Here is a 20132-nt window from a genome sequence, read left to right on the forward strand (position 1 = left end):
TTGAGATGGAAAAGAAAATACAAGCACAACTTGATACAATCGAAAAGACTTACAATATCCGCATCCTGTACGCCTGCGAAAGCGGCAGCCGTGCATGGGGCATGCATTCTCCCGACAGTGACTATGATATCCGGTTTATCTATGTCCGTGAACCGGAATGGTATTGGAGCATTTCGGAAGGAAAAAAGGACACCATTGAAACCATCACACCTGATAATCTCGATCTTGTGGGATGGGATATCCGAAAGGTATTGCAACTGACTGCCAAGTCCAATGTCGCATCAATGGAACACCTGAACTCCCCGATCATTTATAGAGAAACACCACAGATTAGAGAGTTGCTGAAAGCCGCAACTACTGACTGTTTCTCTCCCAAGGCAGTAATATACCATTACCTTGGACTGGCAAAAAACTTCAGCGAACTGCTACTAGAGGAGAAAGTCAGCGCCAAAAAAGTGCTGTACATTATCAGGTCTTTACTGGCTGCCAATTGGGTGGCAACCTATCAGACCATTCCTCCTATTGAAATTGAAGAGTTGAGAAAACTGATCGTATCAGAAGTACAGTCAAAGGAATTGGACAGGCTGCTTGCCGAAAAAATGAAAGCTGGAGAACAGGAAAAAACAGTCTTACCTACCGCCATTGCAATCCTGATTCAGGAATTGATGGCAAAAGCGTCAGAAGCCGTTAATACCGCTGCCACCAAGAAGGCTAATTACATAAAACTGGACGACATTTTCAGACTTATACTGAAAGAATATGGAAACACGATTGCTGTCAATTGAACAACTGAAAAAGGGCGGGCACCTGATCTTTGAATGCATCAGCGGAAGTAGGGCGTACGGATTGGACACACCCACTTCTGATACGGATATCAAAGGTATTTACCTATTGCCTGAAGCGATGTACTTCGGACTGGACTATGTACCACAAGTCAGCAATGACACCCAAGACCTGATGTATTTCGAGTTGGGACGTTTTGTGGAGCTATTGGCTGCCAACAATCCAACAGCGCTCGAAGTCCTGAACACTTCCGAAGATAAGGTGCTTTACCGGCATCCGCTGATGGACAAACTGGAAACCCGTCTGTTCCTGACCAAAAAATGTAAAGACTCTTTTGCCGGTTATGCAAACTCTCAGGTCAAGAAAGCCAAAGGACTGAACAAGAAAATCCATAACCCGATGGAGAAGGAACGTAAAAGCATCCTACATTTCTGTTATGTCACTGTTGAAGGGAAAACCCTTCCGCTGATCAAATGGCTAGAGACCAACGGACTGACACAGGAACAGTGTGGACTGGTCAACCTTGCCAATATGAAAGACCTGTATGCCCTCTATACTGATACCGATGGCGCTTATGGTTTTAAGGGAATCATGCAAAAGGAAACCGCCAATGCCGTAAGCCTAAGCAGTATACCAAAAGGACTGGAACCTGCCACTTACCTGTACTTCAACAAGGATGGCTATACCAAGTATTGCAAAGACCATAAGGCGTATTGGGATTGGGTAAAAGACCGAAATGAGGCAAGGTATCAATCCACCTTGGAGCATGGCAAAAACTACGATGCCAAGAATATGATGCATACGTTCCGCCTGCTGAATATGGCTGAGGAAATACTGCGAGACGGTCAGGTCAATGTCAAGAGAGCAGACCGTGAGTTTCTGCTGGCTGTCAAAAGCGGGACTTTCAGCTATCAGGAATTGGTGGAAATGGCACAGGAAAAGCTGCAACATATCGAGCAGCTGGCAGCCACTTCTCCCCTACCTGATGAGGTGGATTTGCTACATATCAAACAAGTGGTGTATCAGATACGAAAGGCATGGTATACCCAATAAAAAAAAGGCTGTCAACTACATCGGTTCACAGCCTTTTCAATATTTCCAATTCAGTTTTTATTGTTCATTCTCCAAATGCAACACCTGCTCTTTCATTGCATCCCTGCCATTGGCATCCAATGCAAATAACAACAAGTGGTAATCTCCTTCAGGAGTAGCCATCTTATTTTCTTCACCATCCTCTTCTTTCCACTCAAGTCCAGTCGCTGAGTTGATGTACAATGGAATTGCAATCTCATCCTCTACATCTACCAAAGTTGTACCTGTAAGGTCTACATTGCTATTAAAGTTCCAACCTATGTTGTCAACAGCTACACGGTGGCTATGTCCATCAAATGCTGGGTGAATAGTGATTTTGTAAGCTGTCACACCTGCTTCTCCTGAAATAACCGCTTCTACGTCCATTGTGCTTCCAATCGTAACATGTACCTCCTCTTCGTCATGTTCCTCTTCTTCTCCTTCATGATTGTGTTCGCCTTCAGCCGCATGAACAGCAAACTGTTCAATGACAGGTCCATCTGCTATTTCATCATCAGAGTCATCACAAGCCCAAATCACCATTGTAGCTAACAGTATAGTAAGGATGTTTCTTAGTTTCATCTTGTTTCTGAGGTTAGTGTTATAAATACAATGCAATTATATCTCTTTTGCGACACAATTGCAAACATGAAATAAAAATCAAATCAGTTCTGAAAAACAGCAATAAAACTATCACTTCAGCCAAAACAGCAATATTTAAATAAAAATTTGATTACCAACATCTTAAAACCCAATAATGGAGTTTTCAAAATTTAATCTCAATTTCTTATTTAGAATAATTCTAATATCTTATTTGTAATTAATCTAAATTAAAGTACATTTGCATCACAAACATTGGAAAAATCATCATAACTAAATCAATGAGAACGACTATTATTTCTGCCCTGATGCTTGCGTTATCTGTAAGCTTCTCATTTGCACAAAAGAAAAAGATCAAGGAAGATCAAGAGGCCATCAAAGACATGTGTGGCTGTTACGAAGTAACCTTTAACTACAGTGAGACATTTGCACCAGACACAGCATATCAATTCCATGACAACTACAAAACTGGTGGATTGGAATGGGTAGAACTGGTAGAAGACACTGACAAGAAAATTGTCATGCAGCACTTACTTATTGTTGGTGACACGATGATCATCAAACACTGGAGACAAGACTGGCTGTATGAAAACACTGACCTGTATATGTTCAGCGCCAATAATACTTGGGAGTATGTTTCACTACCTAAAGATCAGGTAAAAGGTCAGTGGACACAGAAAGTATTCCAAGTAGATGACAGCCCACGCTACGAAGGCACAGCTTCTTGGGTACACGTGGATGGCAAACACTATTGGGAAAACGCAACTCCAAGTCCACTACCAAGAAGAGAATTCTCTAAAAGAAGTGACTATAACCTGATGGTCAGAGGTAACCGTCATGAAATCACAAGCGCTGGTTGGGTACATGAACAAGACAACAAAAAAATCATCCGTTCAGAAGCTGGTGATGAGCTATTGGCTGAAGAAAAAGGCATGAACACTTACCACAAGGTGGATGATAGCCGTTGTGCAGTTGCTCAGAAATGGTGGAAAGAAAACCAAGAATTCTGGGGTACTGTCAGAAACGAGTGGGATGAAGTATTTGCTAAAAAGCAGAAACTGGAACTGAACAGCAAAGTGGAAGGCAAGAAGCTTTTCATGTACCTGTTCCCACTACCAACTGAAACTCCTAAAGAAGAGATCAAGGGTATCATCAATTCATTCGTGAAAAAATAATCCTATTCCTCTCGTTGAGACAGGAACTATTGTTGAGACAGGGAATGTCCTGTCTCAACAATATACACCAACCACTTTTTTGGCTGTATGCATACAGCAACACTCGCAATTTATCTCAAAAACTGATAACCAAATAATGTCATGCGCTGGATTATACTTTCCACTGTCGTGCTGCTATGCAGTTTGACACAGGTGAACTATGCCCAAAGAGTAGCGATAAAGGTAATCGACAAGGTGACCCAAGAGCCTTTGCCATCAGCGCATATCTGTTTGGAAGATACGCTGACCCATAACCAAAGTTACTATAGTACTTCAACTCAAGGCAAGACCGAAATCACTTGGCATAACAATATGCACTGTGCCATATCATTTGTCGGATATAAAACTCTATGGCTAAAAACTAAACCCAATCAAACCATCACGGTGGCTTTAGAACCGAACCTGTTTATGCTCGATCAGGTAGTATTGACAGGCTCCTATACACCAAGGACCAAGGACCAATCCATTTATCAAGTAAACGTGATTGACAATAAGAGACTGGAACTGATGGGAGCCAACACCTTGGGTGACGCATTACAGTTTACAAGCAACATTCAAATGCAACAGGACCCTGCCCTAGGCAAGTCTATCCTAATGCAAGGACTAAGCTCCCAATATGTCAAGATTCTGGTAGATGGCATTCCTCTTGTCGGAAGGCAGGACGGGAACATTGACCTCAACCAGATCAATATTGCCAACATTGAGCGTATAGAGGTAGTAGAAGGTCCGTTATCCGTAATTTACGGAACGGATGCACTAGCAGGAACCATCAATATCATTACCAAAGAGAACAAACACTCGAAGCTAAAGGGCAATATCAGCTCCTACTACGAGTCTATTGGAGAATGGAATAACAACTTGCACCTTTCTACCAAACTTAACAAACATGAGATTGGCATTGGCGCCAACCATAAGAACTTTGCAGGCATTACTAGAGAAGGAAATGACCGAAGCCAAAGTTGGAAACAAAAAAATCAGTTGGGGTTTCAGCCCTACTACAAATACAATAGCCACAACTTTTGGGTAAAAACAGGCGTCAACCTGTGGCATGAGGAACTCGAAGCCTTGGGCGAGCCTGTTAACCTGAATACATTTGACACCCTATTTACGACCCAAAGAATGATTGCCTACGTAAGCAGTAGCCATGCAATCAGAAAACAATCTGTGCTGACTTCACAGTTGTCCTACAGTCTTTATAACAGGAAGTCTAACCTGTATAACTGGAACAGACTCAATGATACATCAAAACTGATTGAAGACAACACAAAGCATGATACCACAACCCTTTACCGATATGAGGGCAGAGTGAATTTCTCTCATGACACGGAAAAACTACTGTGGCAGTCAGGAATAGAGGCAAGCAATGAAAATGGCAAGGGCAAACGCTTCACTGATACAGAAAATATGTATGAAGCAGCTCTTTGGAGTACAATAGAATGGCGTATCAACGACAAGTGGAGTATTCAGCCTGGGGTTCGCCTTATTCATCACTCCACATATTCAGCGCCAATAATCCCAACCATACATGGCAAATGGAAACTGGATGACAGGTGGACAGCCCGTCTCTCTTACGGACGAGGTTTCAGAGCCCCTACACTGAAGGAACGCTTTATGGAGTTTGTGGACAGTAACCACAATATCTATGGGTACAAGGACCTAAAAGCGGAGACATCCCATAGTCTGTCGGGACAACTGCTAAGAAGGCTGAACCTTTCAGCTGGCACAGGTCTGGAACTGGAAGCTAAAGCCTATTTCAATGATCTCAATAACGTCATTGAACTGGTAAGTATAGGCGATGACAACACCTTATACACTTACCGTAACCTTTTGAAAAAACAAACTGCTGGAGGAAATATCTCTTTCAACTTTCAGTCAAACCAAAGGTGGCGATGGACAGCTTCCTTCAACCTGACAGGAAGAAACTATAATGATGTAATAGACCAATTCTATTTCGGTCAGGACCTGACAAGTCAGCTATCATATACGTTCAAACGCTATGATATGACACTTCAGGCTGATTACAGAATATTCGGTAAGCAAAACACTCCCCGAGTATACAATACAGAAGAAAGTGAATCGATTGAAGTTGGTGAACGAGAAGGTTATCAGATACTGAATTTCAGTATCAACAAGCATTTCCTAAATAAGAAAGTCATGTTGAGAACAGGGGTCAAAAACCTGTTGGACATTACGGATATACAGAATACTGGCAGCTCCAATACAGCCCACTCCAGTGGCAGCAGCTCACAACCTGTCAGCTGGGGAAGAAGCTTTTTTGTCAGCCTTAAATTTAATTTTCAACAACTATAATACGCTATTTCAAAAATGAAAAAATTCTATTTCATCGCATTGGCTTTTCTTGGTTTCGCTTGTTCAGAAGAGGATACCGCCCCTGAGCTTTCTTATGATAGAAACATTATGCAGGTAGAACTGGATACAGGCTACAGCACACAGGTATTTATAGACTTTGACCTTGATCAAAACAATACCGTTTCTGTATCAAAAACAGAAAGTAACTATACCACTTTCGACTTTTCAGAAGAGACAACAGTTGAAGCCAATATCCTTGACAGCTGGGATGTAGTATTTACTCAGTACCATATTCTTATCCCAATGGGTGAAGGTGAATATTACCCTTACGATGTGACGGGTGCACTGGTTAATACTTTAGGAGGTGCTAAAGCTGTTGCCATTAACGATACAAACTTCGAGACGCTGACGCTAGAAGAAGCCATGACACTAGAGCTTACTGATGATATGCAATCTATTGGTTATAACTGGAAACAACTGGATTTTGCTACTTATAAATACGCAATGGTAGAAAACATGTACTATGTGATCAAAACAGAAAAGGGTGAGTTTCTAAAACTACGTTTCATTGATTTCTACAATGAAAATGGTGACAAAGGATACCCAGCCTTTGAATATCAAAGACTACAATAAGTCTGTCGTTTTTAGATAGAGAATGTATAAACCGTGATCGATAAAAAGCTAAGACCTAGACCCATTATTATGATAAGTGTGACTTGATTTTTCCACATAACTAATCTGTGGTCTATCAATTCAATAGCCCAAAACCCCTTAAAGCGACATAGATTTTCTATGTCGTTTTTTTATTTAAAAATGATTTACCTTTATACATTACCAACTTTTTAAATCTTGAACCGATGAATGAAACATCAATCCTTTCCGTCCGTGAGCTACAAGCAGAAGATATAGAACTGGTAGCTAATTATTGGGTAAACTCAGACCCTGACTTTCTTGCAGGCATGGGGGTTGACCTTAACAAGATGTTTACCAAAGAAGAATTCACTCAAATGCTGAAGGGGCAACTTGCTCTCCCTATTGAGAAAAGAAAATCCTATGCCTTAATTTGGACTGTGGATGGTATACCTGTAGGGCATTGTAACGTCAGCAACATTGATTTTGGGAAAAAAGCCTTTATGCACCTTCACCTTTGGAAGTCTGATAAAAGGCAACGAGGCTTTGGTACAGAGCTGGTCAAAAAATCGCTTCCCTTTTATTTTGAAAAGCTCCAACTGAAAACGCTTTACTGCGAACCGTATGCCCTGAATCCAGCACCCAACAAAACACTGGAAAAGGTAGGATTCGAGTTTGTCAAGAAACGTACAACAACTCCCGGTTCCCATACCTTTGAACAAGAAGTAAACCGTTGGAAAATGGAGGTAGATACTTACCTAAAAATATAAACAAAGCCCCTATGCAAAATATCAGGTTGCACAGGGGCTTTGTTCTTGAAGATTTTATACGCTTATCTTCCCATAAAATATCCCACACTAACCGAGACTACATTATTTCTGTATTCATTATCTGAAGCATTGCCCTGCATAATATCTTTCATTCCTAAAGTATAGCGCCCTTCCAGGTAAAAGCCTTCCCTACCCTCAATGGCAGCGCCAAAGTTGACACCATAATCTATTTCATTTGTATTATCCTCAAAGTCCGTATTCAGTCCCAAACTTCCACTTTCAGCTTCCAATTTGGAATCCAACAAAAAACCAACCTGAGGTCCCATCTGTAGGTTAAAACCATCAGTCAGGTAAAACTTCAGCATTACGGGCACATTCAAATAATTTAATCTTGATTTCACCGTCACATTGTTTTCTTCTCTCTTGGCTCCCTGCTGGGAATAAATTACTTCGGGCTGGATTCCTACCCCTTCTGACATTCTAAAAGATAACATACCACCAGCATTCAAGCCGACTAACCGTTCAGCCTCCAGATTTTTAATATTGGCAAAGTTAGCACCACCCTTGATACCAAAACGGGCTGTCTGGGCATTGGCAGTAGCGGCAATTCCTAACACAGTAGCGATTACAAAAAACAGTTTCTTAGTCATAATACAGTTAAAGGTTTTTGGTTTATAAAGTGATAGTTTGGCAGCCTTCTAGTGGCAGTTGGCTACCAAAGTGAGAAAACCATTCCTCCAATCTGTTTTTTAACCTTTGAAAAGAATTTTAGCAGTAATTAGGTCAAGAGCTGTTAAGGAATTGAAAAAATATTTAAGCAAAAAAGCGTTCTTGACTTTTGCCAAGAACGCTTCCTTTATTATTCGTGTATCTTTTTAGTTTACCTGTGGTGAGTCTGTAAATTTCCTAAAATCATAGGTACCATTCATATAATAGCCCAGTAAATAATAATCATTCCACCTGAAGATTGTCTGTGCTTTTGATACCTGATCACCATACTTATCTGTAAACTCCTTAGCCTTATCAAAAGCATTCATCTGTATATTTCCATTTATATGTTCGAAGCTTTCCTTCTCAAATATGCTTTTAAAATAAGTTGCTTTTGTCATTGTATAATTAACTGAAAAAGAAAATGATGCCGAATAAAAGAAATTTCCTGCAGGAATACCTGGTCCAAATCCTCCCATCATAGGAGCATTTCCTTTCATTTCTTTATAGCTTCCAATAGTTACCTCTAAATAGTTATCCATCGGGTAAACCGAAACACCTGGTTTAGAATCAACCATCTTTCGCAAGATTTTTCGGGTTTTGGTTAGTTCTCTCTTACTGCCTTGTGAAAAAATTGTACTACCTCCTTCTTGTACCAATGGAGAATTTTTAAAGGAAATTTCATCGTCTTTCTTTACTCTATGTTCTTTTAATCTGACACCCTTTACCAAGTCTGTTACTGATAAGCACATCTCATCACTTGAAACTACTACTTGATATAGCTTTCCCTGCTGATAGAATGAATTTGATTCAAGTGCCAATGGGTTCATTGCTGTAATACCTCGATGAAAAACCTGTGTCCCTCTTGGTACATACTCGTTAAGATCAAAGCTAAGTATAATTGTCTTGGCTTCCTCATGATCTAATGTTATCCATACCTTACTATCTTCTACATAAAGTTTATGTTCAGCACCGACCACCTCTATAGAATTAGGCATATGATTATCCACTTTCTTGATTTTAGGAGATAAGGTTAACCTTAACAAAGACTTGTTAGACTCCAATAACCTAGATAAATCCTTCTCCTGTCCCATTGTCTTTAGTTGATCCTCAAAGTCGACAACATCAAACGACTGAAAACCCTTCTTTGTCAAATTGTAAACCTTCACCCTTGAAGATTTATGTTCAATATTCAGCAAGAACATCTCATTGTTATAGGTGAATGCCTCCAAAAATGTTTCCTTGGGCATTTGATAGGGCATCTCTGAGATTTTAGAAGTATTCGCTTCTGCATTTATAGTTACGATACACAATGATGTCTTTCGATCCTCAAGAAAAAATAAAGTGTAATCGTTCCCTTCAATACATCCACCTAAAAGCGTTGTATACTTTTTCAGGGGCCTGTCTATGATAAATTCATTTACCGTATTCACCTCCTCATCTAACACAGATAAATAGATACTTTGATTATCCATCAAAAATACCAACAGCTCTCCCTTCTCTTTATTCTCAAGCGCATACGCCTCCCTCTTATCGTTTACACCACTACTTAACTTTATAGGTTTTTGCCAAAGCAACTCCTGGGCAAATAAATTAGTACTCAAAAATGTCAGTAGAATAAAAAATAATGTTCTTATCATAGTCATCAGCAAAGCCTTTAATTTTACGCAAGTGATTTTATAAGCGGACAAGATAAAAGTTTGAAAGCTAATATTCATCCCTGATATTAGCAGATAGACTTAACTTCTTAAAAATTTCACATATATAGCATAATAAGCTATCCCCAAAAACATAAAGAAATGCCTAAATTTTTAATTATCATCTTACTGAGCTATTTCGGTTGTACAAATGACTTATTTAGTCAAGTAACTCCTTCAGTTTATAAAACTGTCTTAAAGAATGAAACACCAAATTGTGCCGAGTTTTCAAATAACGGAAAGTATATTGCTGCGGGAGTGTATGGTGCTGTTAGAGTTTGGAATACCGACTCAAGTTCGTTTAAAGACTATAAGACAAAACTGAAAAATGAAACTCCTTCATTCGTATGCTTCTCTCCTGATAGCAAACACGTTACTACTGGAGTTTATGGTGCTGTAAGAATCTGGGAAATAAACACAGAGAAGTTTACAGATTATAAAGTGAAGTTAAAAAATGAGACTCCTAACTTTGTTTGCTTTTCTCCCAATGGAAAATATATAGCAACAGGTATATATGGTGCTGTTAGAGTATGGAACCTTCAAACTGGAAAGGCTGTAGATTATCCAGCAAGGCTAAAGAATGAAACGCCTAATTTTGTGAAATTCTCCTCAGATAGCCGTTTTATTGTTACTGGATTATATGGTGAAATACGCACTTGGGAAGTAGTTCACTAAATCCTAACAAGGAAATACAATAAAACTCCCAACTTTAGGCAAGTACTTCAACAAAAAAGGAATTAAATAAAGCCCTACACTATTTAAAATCAAACAACGACTAGCTTACAAAAACTATCTATTTTTAAATGATTACTCAAATACCTTATAAGCCTGAAATAATTAAAGAGAAACAAGATGATGCCTTACGGTTTTTATGTATTGGGATATTGGTCACACTTATGGGGATATTTACAGATGCCATTCTTTTCACTTCCATAGGAGGTATTACAAGCTTTGTGTCTGGTTTATCATTCTTATCTCACTTAAAAAGGGAAAAGTCCGCTTCACTTGAGCTTAATAAAAAGGGCTTGGTTGATCATATAGAATGGGTAAATTATGGACTTATTGAATGGTGTGACATCACAGGTATTAGAGTCGACAATCGATTTGAGAATATGATATTGATTGATGTCAAAAACGAGGAGAAATACCTGAAACAGCTAAAGGTTAGCAAGCGATATGGAGGAACATATAAAATGCAATTGAAGCATAACGACTTTGGCTATGGCACTGCTGTCTTTATTAAAGTTCAAAACCTAGATGAAGCCCCTGATATTATTCTAGCGACAATCACAAGCCATTGGAAGCAGTTCAGAATAGAAACTGATAATAACTAAACAATAGTTATAAAATTGAAAAATCCCCTATAAGTAGAAAGCTCACTTATAGGGGATTTTCTTTTTATTTTCCAAAACTAAGCATTCTTCACTTCCTCAATGCTTACCACTTCTGCGAATTCTTTATGCAGACTAGCCAGTGCGGTATCATGAATCAGCTGTGCCGTATATTTTTCGCCATTGACACCAACCTTATCAAAAGTGGCTGTTGCATCTTCCACCAAAAACACCTCATAACCAAAGTTCCCTGCCATACGGGTCGTCGTTGATACACAATGGTCAGTCGTCAGTCCGGCAATAACCAGCTGGGTGATCCCTAAGCTTTCAAGCCTTTCCTGCAAGTCAGTTCCTATAAAGGCACTGTTTACATTCTTTTTGATTACAGACTCTTCGCCCTGAGGTTTAACCTCCTCCCTGAAAGCATTACCCAGATGTGATGGGTGCAAACGGGACCCAGGTGTTGTAGAGCAATGCTGAATATGAAATACAGGCAAATCCTTCTCTCGCCATATCTGCAGCAGTTCACCTGCTTTTTTCTCAGCATCAGGGTTATTACGCCCGCCACCCCAATAGGCAACATCATCAAAGCCCTGCTGGATATCGATTAGCAACAGAGCAGGTTTGGATTGAAAGTTCAGTGTCATTTTAGTTTTTAAATTACAGCTATTACAAAAGTTATTCCTGAGATTTTAACCATCAATGTTATAAAAAGTTTTAATCCTTAGTCTTCCTCTTTACGCCCCTTACTGCTTCAGCAGTCCAAGGGTCTTCTGGCCATGCATGTTTCGGATAGCGGCGCTTCAGCTCCTTCTTTACTTCAAAGTAGGTATTCTCCCAGAAGCTTTTCAGGTCTGCTGTTACCTGTACAGGCTTAAACCCCGGAGACAGCAAGTGCATCAGCAATGACGTTTGCCCTTCGTTGATACGAGGGGTTTCTGCCAAACCAAAAACCTCCTGTAAGCGAACTGCCAATATTGGCACTTCTCCATCCATTCGGTATTCCAATTTGATATTGGAACCACTTGGTACCTCAATACGTTCAGGTGCCAGTTTTTCCAATGCCTCCTGCTTCTCCCAATCCAAACTGTGGTGCAATATATCTTTTAGCTTCAGCTTTCTCAGGTCATCAGGGCGTTTGACGCCATCCAAATATGGCGTCAACCACTCATCACAAGTCATTAACAACGTATCCACAGTCACATCTGGCCACTGGTCTTGCGGTCTCCATTTACGGAGACTCATGATTCTTGACTGCCATTGCGTCACTTCCTCATCAAAAGACAGTAATCGCTTTCCTTCTTTCTTGATAGCATCACATATGGCTTTGGTCAGGTGCTCCTCATCAGGATCCGGCAAAGGTTTACTGCTCAGCACAATGCTTCCTATTCGAAGGTCACGTGTAGCAACCAGTCCACCATCATCTGTATCCCATGTGATAATTTCCTTTTCCTTGACCATCGGCGCCAAGTCACGAGGGTTTAAAGGTGAAGCCATAAAGATCTTACCCAATCCATCACGGGCATCAATATGCGCTACGGCTAGCCAAGGCTCATAGGCTAGTTCATCCTTATGTCCAGCCGCAGCAATCTTCCCATTGGAAAGCTGGAACTGTGCATTGTTGCCCGGTCTCGCACAGGCAATTCTTTCCGGATAGGCATATGCCAGCAACACACCAGTCGCATAAGGATCAACAGGACCATTTTCCGCTTCCAGATCAAACAGCTTTCGGTACGAAGCAGCCACCTTCTCGATGCGTGCCATTTTACCTCCCTGCCTGTTTTCTTTACGGAAACGTCTTAAAGCTTCTATTCTCAGGTTAATATCAATGCCTGCCTCCCTTGGCAATGGGTCACGCTCTTCCAGAATAGCTGCAATATCGGTAGCCAATGCCAAGTGATCGTTCTCTTCCGCATTGACCAACATATGGGCAATCCTCGGATGACAAGGTAACTTATGAATGGATTTACCATGTTCCGTCAGCCTGTTACTATCCAAAGCTTCCAGCTGATGCAACATATCGGAAGCCTGTGCCAGCGAACCTCTTGGTGGAGGTGTCAGCCAGGTCAGTTCCATTGCATTCACAATTCCCCATTGTGCCATATCAAGAACCAATGGAGCTAAGTCAGCCTGCTCAATCTCAGGGCTTCGGTGTTCCGCTAGCCTGTCATGTGTTCCCTTTGTCCACATACGGTAACATACACCAGGACCTAATCTTCCTGCACGACCTGCACGCTGGTCGGCGGCATCTTTGGAAACCTGAACGGTTTCCAATCTTGAAAGTCCTGTGTTTGGATCAAATTGTGATGTCCTTCCCAATCCGGTATCCACCACGATAGATACCCCTTCAATAGTCAAACTGGTTTCGGCGATAGAAGTAGCCAATACCACCTTTCTCTTCCCTTGCCTGTTGGGCATAATTGCCGCATGCTGTTTTCCCTGTGGCAACTGACCATACAAAGGATGGATCGCAAAGTCCTTCAGTTCGTTTCTCAGAATTGCTTCACACTTCTTGATTTCACCTTCTCCCGGAAGAAATACCAATGTATCTCCCTCATGTTTACGGACTGCATTCAACACAGCCCGAGACGTCAGTTCCGGCAACAGGTAACGGTCTGCTTCCCCTACATATTCCATTTGTACAGGGTACATTCTGCCTTCACTCTCCACTACTGGGGCTTTAAGCAATGCAGACAAACGTGACATATCCAGTGTCGCGGACATAACCAAAATCCTGAGATCAGAACGTAATACCTGCTGCGACTCACGGCAAAGTGCCATGGCCACATCGGCATGCAAGCTTCGCTCATGAAACTCATCAAATATCACCATCCCCACACCTTCCAGTTCATTGTCAGAATGCAGCATTCGGGTTAGAATACCTTCTGTAAGTACCTCAATCCGGGTATCCTTGCTTACCTTGTTATCGAAGCGTACACGGTAGCCCACTGTTTGCCCCACATCTTCTCCCAACATGGATGCCATACGGGTAGCGATAGACTTAGCCGCTAACCTCCTTGGCTCCAGCATCAGGATTTTCCTGCCTCCTAGCCATTCTTCTTCCAATAAAGCAAGTGGCAGCAGGGTACTCTTACCTGCACCTGGAGGGGCTTTTACGATCAGGGTTACATTATCGGTTAGCTGCTGCTGCACGTCAGAAACAATCTCCTTTACAGGCAGATCAAAGCGGGATATATCAATTGTCATGTATGTTGCTGATTATTAAAACGGCAGCAAAGTTAGCGTTTTTTTCGGTGGGATATCCTAACAAAGGAAAAGCCCCCGATATTTGGATATATAGCAAAGCACTATAGATATCAAAGACTCCATGCACTTTTCCTTCTGTCATGATCAATAGTTTCAACTAAAGATTAACCTTTAATTTTTCTGAGGTTGGATCGGTGTATACAGTAGGCGCGGTAAAATTCTATAATCAGTAGGAAAATATTCTCCGAAAACCATTCTTGAGAATCCCTAAAATTGGGTACTGTCCTACCATTTGTGGATTTTAGTATTAAAATAATGATATACAGAGTGTTAAAAACAGCACAATATTAACCGAAAAGTCCTATTTATTCCATAATAACAAGAAGTATTAAAATAATTATCCTTAAGAAAATTCTAAAAGCAAAAACTAATTAAAACTCGTAAGAGTAAACTTAATAGAGTTTAACATAACAAAAGTCATTAACAAAAGGTGGCTTTTGTCAGCACACACATATAGGGTTAAATTCGTAAACTGCACTATTATTCTAATAGCAACAATAAAGTAACCATGGCCAAAGTAATTGCTAAACCAACAGTCATAGAAGCAGCTGGCAATAAAATCAAGTTGATCGAAGAATTTGTCGGCAGAGTTAACACTGGTACACCTGAAATAAGCATTGCCAAAATGGTAAGCCCCGAAGGGTGGGAAGAGCCTGGTCAAACGCCAGAATTCGATGAATACACACTCGTACTTAGCGGAATGCTCCATATCAAGACCAAAGAAGGTAACTTTGATGTGAGAGCAGGACAAGCTTTTGTAGCACCGAAATATCAATGGGTACAGTACAGCTCACCTTATGAAGGTGGTGCTGAGTATATTGCAGTCTGTTTGGATGCATTCTCCGTTGAAACCGTTCACCGTGATGATCATGAGTTAAAAAAATAAGTTCAGTAATCCTTATTAAATAACTCTATGAGAATGAGTATTTAATCATTCTCCACATTGCTATGTGAATATTTTAAGATATAGTTAGGTTTTAACGAAGCTAAAACTTTTCTATATTCGCATTGCTTTTTTAGGCAATGGCACCATGGTGTAATGGATAACACGCGGGTTTCCGGAGCCTTAGATCCAGGTTCGATTCCTGGTGGTGCTACTGAACCATTGATTTTGAGACAAAAACAGCTATTTGGCCCCTCGCTAAATAGCTGTTTTTTTATGCAAATAGCTCCCACATAGCTGTATTCCAACCTTTTATGGATTTGTAATTTTCGAGGTTACAGATTCGGTTACATGCGCTTTCAGGTTACGGCTGAGGTTACGGCAGCCGATTTAGGTTACGGCAAAATTTCTGAGCAGATCATGTGACTGTTTCACCTCAATTTTTCTTACAAAACAGTCCATAGAAATGACTATTAGTTTCTGGAAAAGAGCTTCGGAAGGGAAACATGCCGGAGACAACTTTCATATTTCTTGTCGCATTTCCATTGGGAATAAGCGATCAGAAATCTCAACGGGTATTTCTGTCAAAGGAGAAGATTGGGATCAGGACAAAAAGAAAGTAAAGAAGTCTGAACCACTACATACTAGCTACAATCAGCAACTACTAATGATGGAAGCTCAATTATTCGAGATTCATCAGGAACAGTTGCGGAGAGGCAAAACAGTCACACCTGCTCTTATCTCTAAGATTTACCGCAAGGGAACTGAAGAGCCGCTTAAAATGATCGATGCCTATGATCAGCTGATTGAATATAAAATCAATATTGAGCAGCTCAGAAAGAGTACCCTTAAAAAATACTATACTTTCCGTCGGGTATTGGTGCGGTACCTGGAAGAACAAGAATATCCCAGTATGCTGGCACTTGAAGTTGTACCGGCACATGGGTTACGGATCTTTACCTGGTATGCTAAGCAAAGCACGCATGAATCACTTTTCAACAGCAAACTCTTTGTGCGTTCCATCAGTGCGGCTTTGCGATTGGCAGCTCAGAATGGGCATATTCCTTTCAATCCTTTGAGTGATTTACGCTTTCCAACAGTGAAGGGAAAGAAAACAGTCGATGCGTTAAGCAAAGAAGAGCTGAAATTGATTGAAGATTATCATCCTAAAACGGAAGATATTCGCAGAGTGCGGGACCTGTTCCTGTTTCAGTGCTATACCGGGCTCAGCTATGAGGCATTAGCCCGCTTTGAGTACGATGAGCATGTCCACCTGGAAGAAGGTATTGAATATATCATTATGACCAGGGCCAAAACAGAGCGGGACTTTGTCGTACCTTTATTCCATCCAGCCAAAACAATCCTGTTGCGGTGGGGCAAAAGATTGCCGCCTGCTTCCAACCGTCCTTCCAAGCATAAAATTTACCACAACACCAATTATAACCGCAAACTGAAAGAGCTTGCCATTGACTGTTCGATTGAACCTCAGCGCATGACGACACATATGGGAAGGCGTACTTTTGCCACTCGAATGTTGAATGATAAGGGTGTCAGTCTGGAGGTCGTTGCGGAAATGTTGGGGCATGCAGACACCCGGATTACACAGTCTCATTACGCCAAAGTGACTATCGAAAGACTGAAGTTTGAGCTTGAAAAAATGCTGGAAGAGCAGAAAAGGGACCGTTAACGTTCATTTAACAAAATATAACTAAAACACACTACTATCAGCATCCATAAAATATTTTGCTTTTTGACTTGCAAGGTCTTTTCCAGGAACTCAAAAAAGGAAAAAGTACAAGTTTAGAGGCTTCACCTAATTAACAAAGCTCACTACAAATAAACATATCAAACAATGCATATTTGATGTTTCAAACCCATTTATATTTTTACTCCCACTTAATCATCAATGATTATGAAGAGTAAGAAAATAGAAAAAATGCAATTACTTTTTTGGCTTAGGAAAGCTGGAGGAGCATCAGTAAAATCGATCATTACGTGTCGAATTACGATCAATGGTAACAGAACAGAAGTGTCAACTGGGATTAAAATATGCCCAGCATATTGGGATAAGTTGAGACAGCAGGTGAGTAAGAAACTAAAGGAGGCGGACCAGTATAATCAGCAACAGCAAGTGATGAGTTCAGAGTTGCTGAGAGTGTTTACAGAATTACGAATCAAGGAAGAAAATATAACAGCCAGAAGAGTGGGTATGGTGTACAGAAAAGGTTTTCAGAAGCCACCTACACTGCTGAATGCATACGATGACCTGATTGAGCTGAAGCAAAAGGTAGAGGGCTTGGAGCCGGTATCGCTAAAGCGTTATCACACTTTTAAGGGATTGCTGCAGAAATACCTCTCGGAGCATAAGCTATTGAGTTTGGGTGTACAGGAAATGACCATTCAGGAAGGACGAAAAATGCTGTCCTGGTATATGGATTTCCAAACACACACCTCGCTGGTGACCGCTCGACTGTTTATTGGATCAATCAGAGCGGCATTGCGTCTGGCAGTAGAGAATGGATATATGGCTTCTAACCCACTTATCCAATTAAGTTTGCCGAAGGCGAAGCGAAAGAAGATCGATGCACTAAGTGTTGCGGAGCTGCAACGACTGGAAGCCTTTCAGCCAGCAAGTGTTCCTTTGCAAAAGGTCCGAGATCTTTTCCTGTTCCAATGCTATACCGGGTTGAGCTACGAAACATTGGCCCGCTTTGACCAGCAGCAGTATATCTTCGAGCGTGATGATATACAGTTTATCCGTATGACTCGCTCCAAGACGGACCGTGATTTTGTCGTGCCGTTGTCACTGAAAGCAAAGGTAATCCTGGACCGTTGGGGAGGGCAACTTCCTGCTTCTGGTCACTTTAGAGTGAAGAAGATTTACTGTAACCAGGTTTACAACAAAAAGCTCAAGCAGGTTGCGGTACAACTGGGCATCGCTCCTGACCGTCTGACTTCCCATATGGGCAGAAGGACTTTTGCCACCCATATGGTTAACCAAAAGAAGATCAGTATGGAAGCTGTAGCGAAGATGTTGGGGCACTCGGACACAAGGATTACCCAATCGCATTATGCGGAGGTGATGCTGGAGGGGGTGATTGATGAGATGAGGAAAGTTTTGTAATATTTTTAGAAATGAGCAGATCGTAATTCATTTACGGTCTGCTCTTTTATTCTTGTAAAAAAAAGAAACACAGCAATAAGTATTGCTAAAAATTAACACACTCACAGGTATTATGTATTAACACATGGAGTCTGAAAGAGCATGCTAATCAAGAATTTTAATAAGAGTCAGGGATCATTACCTATATATTGCAAAGTTTATTGAAAAATTCGAAGGCATACTCTCATACAAATAACATGATTGATTTAACACTCATTTGATGAGATATCAAGGAATAATCCATAATTTTACTGCTTGAATTAAATAATTCGCAGATGAACCGAATAAAAGTGGTTTTAGAAGAAAAAGGTATCAAACAAACTTGGTTGGCTGAACAATTAGGAAAAAGCTATAACATGGTTAACTCCTATGCTCAAAACAGAAGACAACCTAGTATTGAAGATCTTTACAAGATTGCTGAAATATTAAATATCAGTGTTAAAGACTTATTAGTTGAACATGAGTAAAAAATTAACATTTATAGACCTTTTTGCAGGTTGTGGAGGGTTTAGTGAAGGGTTTTATCAAGAAGGATTTGAATCTGTTGTCCATGTTGATTTTGATGCCCCAGCTTGCGAAACTATCAAGGAAAGAATGCGCCATTATAATTACTCAGAGAGTTCAATAGAACAGTCAGTAATTTGTGGTGACTTGACCTCAAAAGAGGTACATAAACAAATTGACAATGTAATAGCATCTAGAGAAATTGATGTCTTAGTAGGAGGTCCACCTTGTCAATCATTTTCTTCTGTAGGAAGAGCACAGGACAAACATTCTATGCGAAATGACCCTAGAAACTATCTATTTAGATCATACTTAGAAATTTTAGAAAAACATAAGCCTAAAATATTTGTTTTCGAAAACGTTTCAGGGTTGCTTTCTGCTAAACCAAATGGGAATTATATTTTCCCAGAAATTATCGATGGCATGTCTGACTATTATTCTCTTTGTGATAATAAAAAAACTATTTTATTAAACTCTGTTCATTATGGTGTACCACAGATCAGAAAAAGAGTAATTCTAATTGGAGTAAGAAAAGATTTGAATATAGATCCTTTAGAAGTGTATCAGGCAATTGAGAAAACTCATTATTGCCCTGAAATGGAAGCCAAGAATCAAACGTTAGGTCTTAAGAAGTATCTAACTGTAAAAGATGCAATATATGATTTACCGAAGCTGTTACCGGGAGAAGGGAAGGAAGTGGTTAATCATATGGTAGAAAAAAAGAATGCTTACTTAAGTACTATTAGGCCTAATAGTGCCTCTCAGCTTTTTAATCATGTAGCTAGAAAACATAATGACCTAGATAAAGAAAGATATAGGCTGTTAAGCAAAAATAAGTGGCAGCTTAAGGATTTGGCAGAAGTCCGACCAGATTTAATTCATCATGACCCTAAACATTTTGGCAATAGATATACTGTTCAAGTAGAAGATAAACCAGGTAGAACTGTTGTAGCTCATTTATATAAGGATGGAAATTTATTTATACATCCTGATCATAAGCAAAATAGAACATTTACTGTGAGGGAGGCTGCTAGAATACAATCATTCCCAGATGATTTTAAGTTTGTAGGGTCGAGAACCAATCAATACAAACAAGTAGGGAATGCAGTACCTCCATTAATGGCAAAGCAAATAGCTAAAGCTATTAAGGAATTCATAAAATAATTTTTCACTATCATAAGTGTAAGAGGTTTACTAGAGT

Annotated in this window: 18 protein-coding genes and 1 tRNA gene; 14 read left to right on the forward strand and 5 right to left on the reverse strand. The window is 40.3% G+C overall.

Going from position 1 to position 20132, the window contains the following annotated elements; genetic code table 11:
• The first annotated feature begins 5 nt into the window (after positions 1 to 5).
• Together V6R21_RS24685 and V6R21_RS24690 are read left to right on the forward strand one after the other, a co-directional pair.
• Positions 6 to 785 carry a nucleotidyltransferase domain-containing protein gene (locus V6R21_RS24685; RefSeq protein ID WP_334246197.1) on the forward strand — a complete coding sequence of 260 codons (780 nt, stop codon included), beginning with the start codon at positions 6 to 8 and terminating at the stop codon, positions 783 to 785.
• A complete protein-coding gene (locus V6R21_RS24690; protein ID WP_334246198.1) occupies positions 760 to 1836 on the forward strand; it encodes a nucleotidyltransferase domain-containing protein in 1077 nt (358 codons plus the stop codon). The genes V6R21_RS24685 and V6R21_RS24690 overlap by 26 nt, the downstream gene beginning before the upstream one ends.
• A gap of 57 nt (positions 1837 to 1893) precedes the next feature.
• Here V6R21_RS24690 and V6R21_RS24695 read toward each other — a convergent pair whose 3' ends face one another.
• Complete coding sequence (locus tag V6R21_RS24695; protein WP_334246199.1) at positions 1894 to 2436, reverse strand: DUF4625 domain-containing protein; 543 nt, start codon at positions 2434 to 2436, stop codon at positions 1894 to 1896.
• A 299-nt stretch (positions 2437 to 2735) separates the two neighbouring features.
• Between V6R21_RS24695 and V6R21_RS24700 the strand changes: the two genes are divergently transcribed.
• The 4 genes from V6R21_RS24700 to V6R21_RS24715 all read left to right on the forward strand — a co-directional run bounded on the left by V6R21_RS24700 (position 2736) and on the right by V6R21_RS24715 (position 7378).
• Entirely contained in the window at positions 2736 to 3629 is an 894-nt protein-coding gene (locus tag V6R21_RS24700) for a DUF6607 family protein (RefSeq protein ID WP_334246200.1), read from the forward strand.
• Between the two features lie 141 nt (positions 3630 to 3770).
• Positions 3771 to 5978 (forward strand): TonB-dependent receptor, encoded by a 2208-nt coding sequence (locus tag V6R21_RS24705; RefSeq protein ID WP_334246201.1) that lies wholly within the window; start codon positions 3771 to 3773, stop codon positions 5976 to 5978.
• Between the two features lie 15 nt (positions 5979 to 5993).
• Positions 5994 to 6611: an HmuY family protein gene (locus V6R21_RS24710; RefSeq protein WP_334246202.1), complete on the forward strand. Its 618-nt coding sequence runs from the start codon at positions 5994 to 5996 to the stop codon at positions 6609 to 6611.
• Between the two features lie 224 nt (positions 6612 to 6835).
• Positions 6836 to 7378 carry a GNAT family N-acetyltransferase gene (locus V6R21_RS24715; protein WP_334246203.1) on the forward strand — a complete coding sequence of 181 codons (543 nt, stop codon included), beginning with the start codon at positions 6836 to 6838 and terminating at the stop codon, positions 7376 to 7378.
• Positions 7379 to 7440: 62 nt separating this feature from the next.
• Here the strand turns inward: V6R21_RS24715 and V6R21_RS24720 are convergent, their stop codons facing one another.
• Both V6R21_RS24720 and V6R21_RS24725 read right to left on the reverse strand, forming a co-directional pair.
• The gene (locus V6R21_RS24720) at positions 7441 to 8028 is read right to left on the reverse strand and encodes a porin family protein (RefSeq protein ID WP_334246204.1); all 588 of its coding nucleotides are present in this window, start codon (positions 8026 to 8028) and stop codon (positions 7441 to 7443) included.
• A 225-nt stretch (positions 8029 to 8253) separates the two neighbouring features.
• A complete protein-coding gene (locus V6R21_RS24725; protein ID WP_334246205.1) occupies positions 8254 to 9732 on the reverse strand; it encodes a hypothetical protein in 1479 nt (492 codons plus the stop codon).
• Positions 9733 to 9885: 153 nt separating this feature from the next.
• On the opposite strand from V6R21_RS24725, the gene V6R21_RS24730 reads away from it, so the two are divergent.
• Positions 9886 to 10458: a WD40 repeat domain-containing protein gene (locus V6R21_RS24730; RefSeq protein WP_334246206.1), complete on the forward strand. Its 573-nt coding sequence runs from the start codon at positions 9886 to 9888 to the stop codon at positions 10456 to 10458.
• Positions 10459 to 10586: 128 nt separating this feature from the next.
• Positions 10587 to 11117 carry an STM3941 family protein gene (locus tag V6R21_RS24735; RefSeq protein ID WP_334246207.1) on the forward strand — a complete coding sequence of 177 codons (531 nt, stop codon included), beginning with the start codon at positions 10587 to 10589 and terminating at the stop codon, positions 11115 to 11117.
• Between the two features lie 77 nt (positions 11118 to 11194).
• Here the strand turns inward: V6R21_RS24735 and V6R21_RS24740 are convergent, their stop codons facing one another.
• Complete coding sequence (locus V6R21_RS24740; RefSeq protein ID WP_334246208.1) at positions 11195 to 11761, reverse strand: cysteine hydrolase family protein; 567 nt, start codon at positions 11759 to 11761, stop codon at positions 11195 to 11197.
• A gap of 70 nt (positions 11762 to 11831) precedes the next feature.
• On the reverse strand, positions 11832 to 14321 hold the full coding sequence (hrpB, locus tag V6R21_RS24745; RefSeq protein WP_334246209.1) for an ATP-dependent helicase HrpB: 2490 nt from the start codon (positions 14319 to 14321) through the stop codon (positions 11832 to 11834).
• Between the two features lie 568 nt (positions 14322 to 14889).
• Here hrpB and V6R21_RS24750 point away from each other — a divergent pair.
• From V6R21_RS24750 to V6R21_RS24775, 6 genes are all read left to right on the forward strand, one after another.
• Positions 14890 to 15267: a cupin domain-containing protein gene (locus V6R21_RS24750; protein ID WP_334246210.1), complete on the forward strand. Its 378-nt coding sequence runs from the start codon at positions 14890 to 14892 to the stop codon at positions 15265 to 15267.
• 139 nt (positions 15268 to 15406) lie between these two features.
• Positions 15407 to 15478 (forward strand) — tRNA-Arg (locus V6R21_RS24755).
• A 252-nt stretch (positions 15479 to 15730) separates the two neighbouring features.
• Positions 15731 to 16951 (forward strand): site-specific integrase, encoded by a 1221-nt coding sequence (locus tag V6R21_RS24760; protein ID WP_334246211.1) that lies wholly within the window; start codon positions 15731 to 15733, stop codon positions 16949 to 16951.
• A 225-nt stretch (positions 16952 to 17176) separates the two neighbouring features.
• Positions 17177 to 18388, forward strand: coding sequence for a tyrosine-type recombinase/integrase (locus V6R21_RS24765; protein WP_334246212.1), 1212 nt, complete (start codon positions 17177 to 17179; stop codon positions 18386 to 18388).
• Between the two features lie 314 nt (positions 18389 to 18702).
• On the forward strand, positions 18703 to 18894 hold the full coding sequence (locus V6R21_RS24770) for a helix-turn-helix transcriptional regulator (protein ID WP_334246213.1): 192 nt from the start codon (positions 18703 to 18705) through the stop codon (positions 18892 to 18894).
• Positions 18887 to 20095: a DNA cytosine methyltransferase gene (locus tag V6R21_RS24775; RefSeq protein WP_334246214.1), complete on the forward strand. Its 1209-nt coding sequence runs from the start codon at positions 18887 to 18889 to the stop codon at positions 20093 to 20095. The genes V6R21_RS24770 and V6R21_RS24775 overlap by 8 nt, the downstream gene beginning before the upstream one ends.
• The last annotated feature ends 37 nt before the right edge of the window (positions 20096 to 20132 follow it).

Origin of the sequence: Limibacter armeniacum (assembly GCF_036880985.1) — a bacterium.
GTDB classification, from domain to species: Bacteria; Bacteroidota; Bacteroidia; order Cytophagales; family Flammeovirgaceae; genus Limibacter; species Limibacter armeniacum.

Coding starts and splice junctions, on each gene's coding strand:
- V6R21_RS24685 (WP_334246197.1), top strand. CDS start 6: ATGGAAAAGAAAATACAAGCACAACTTGATACAATCGAAAAGACTTAC.
- V6R21_RS24690 (WP_334246198.1), top strand. CDS start 760: ATGGAAACACGATTGCTGTCAATTGAACAACTGAAAAAGGGCGGGCAC.
- V6R21_RS24695 (WP_334246199.1), bottom strand. CDS start 2,436: ATGAAACTAAGAAACATCCTTACTATACTGTTAGCTACAATGGTGATT.
- V6R21_RS24700 (WP_334246200.1), top strand. CDS start 2,736: ATGAGAACGACTATTATTTCTGCCCTGATGCTTGCGTTATCTGTAAGC.
- V6R21_RS24705 (WP_334246201.1), top strand. CDS start 3,771: ATGCGCTGGATTATACTTTCCACTGTCGTGCTGCTATGCAGTTTGACA.
- V6R21_RS24710 (WP_334246202.1), top strand. CDS start 5,994: ATGAAAAAATTCTATTTCATCGCATTGGCTTTTCTTGGTTTCGCTTGT.
- V6R21_RS24715 (WP_334246203.1), top strand. CDS start 6,836: ATGAATGAAACATCAATCCTTTCCGTCCGTGAGCTACAAGCAGAAGAT.
- V6R21_RS24720 (WP_334246204.1), bottom strand. CDS start 8,028: ATGACTAAGAAACTGTTTTTTGTAATCGCTACTGTGTTAGGAATTGCC.
- V6R21_RS24725 (WP_334246205.1), bottom strand. CDS start 9,732: ATGACTATGATAAGAACATTATTTTTTATTCTACTGACATTTTTGAGT.
- V6R21_RS24730 (WP_334246206.1), top strand. CDS start 9,886: ATGCCTAAATTTTTAATTATCATCTTACTGAGCTATTTCGGTTGTACA.
- V6R21_RS24735 (WP_334246207.1), top strand. CDS start 10,587: ATGATTACTCAAATACCTTATAAGCCTGAAATAATTAAAGAGAAACAA.
- V6R21_RS24740 (WP_334246208.1), bottom strand. CDS start 11,761: ATGACACTGAACTTTCAATCCAAACCTGCTCTGTTGCTAATCGATATC.
- hrpB (WP_334246209.1), bottom strand. CDS start 14,321: ATGACAATTGATATATCCCGCTTTGATCTGCCTGTAAAGGAGATTGTT.
- V6R21_RS24750 (WP_334246210.1), top strand. CDS start 14,890: ATGGCCAAAGTAATTGCTAAACCAACAGTCATAGAAGCAGCTGGCAAT.
- V6R21_RS24760 (WP_334246211.1), top strand. CDS start 15,731: ATGACTATTAGTTTCTGGAAAAGAGCTTCGGAAGGGAAACATGCCGGA.
- V6R21_RS24765 (WP_334246212.1), top strand. CDS start 17,177: ATGAAGAGTAAGAAAATAGAAAAAATGCAATTACTTTTTTGGCTTAGG.
- V6R21_RS24770 (WP_334246213.1), top strand. CDS start 18,703: ATGAACCGAATAAAAGTGGTTTTAGAAGAAAAAGGTATCAAACAAACT.
- V6R21_RS24775 (WP_334246214.1), top strand. CDS start 18,887: ATGAGTAAAAAATTAACATTTATAGACCTTTTTGCAGGTTGTGGAGGG.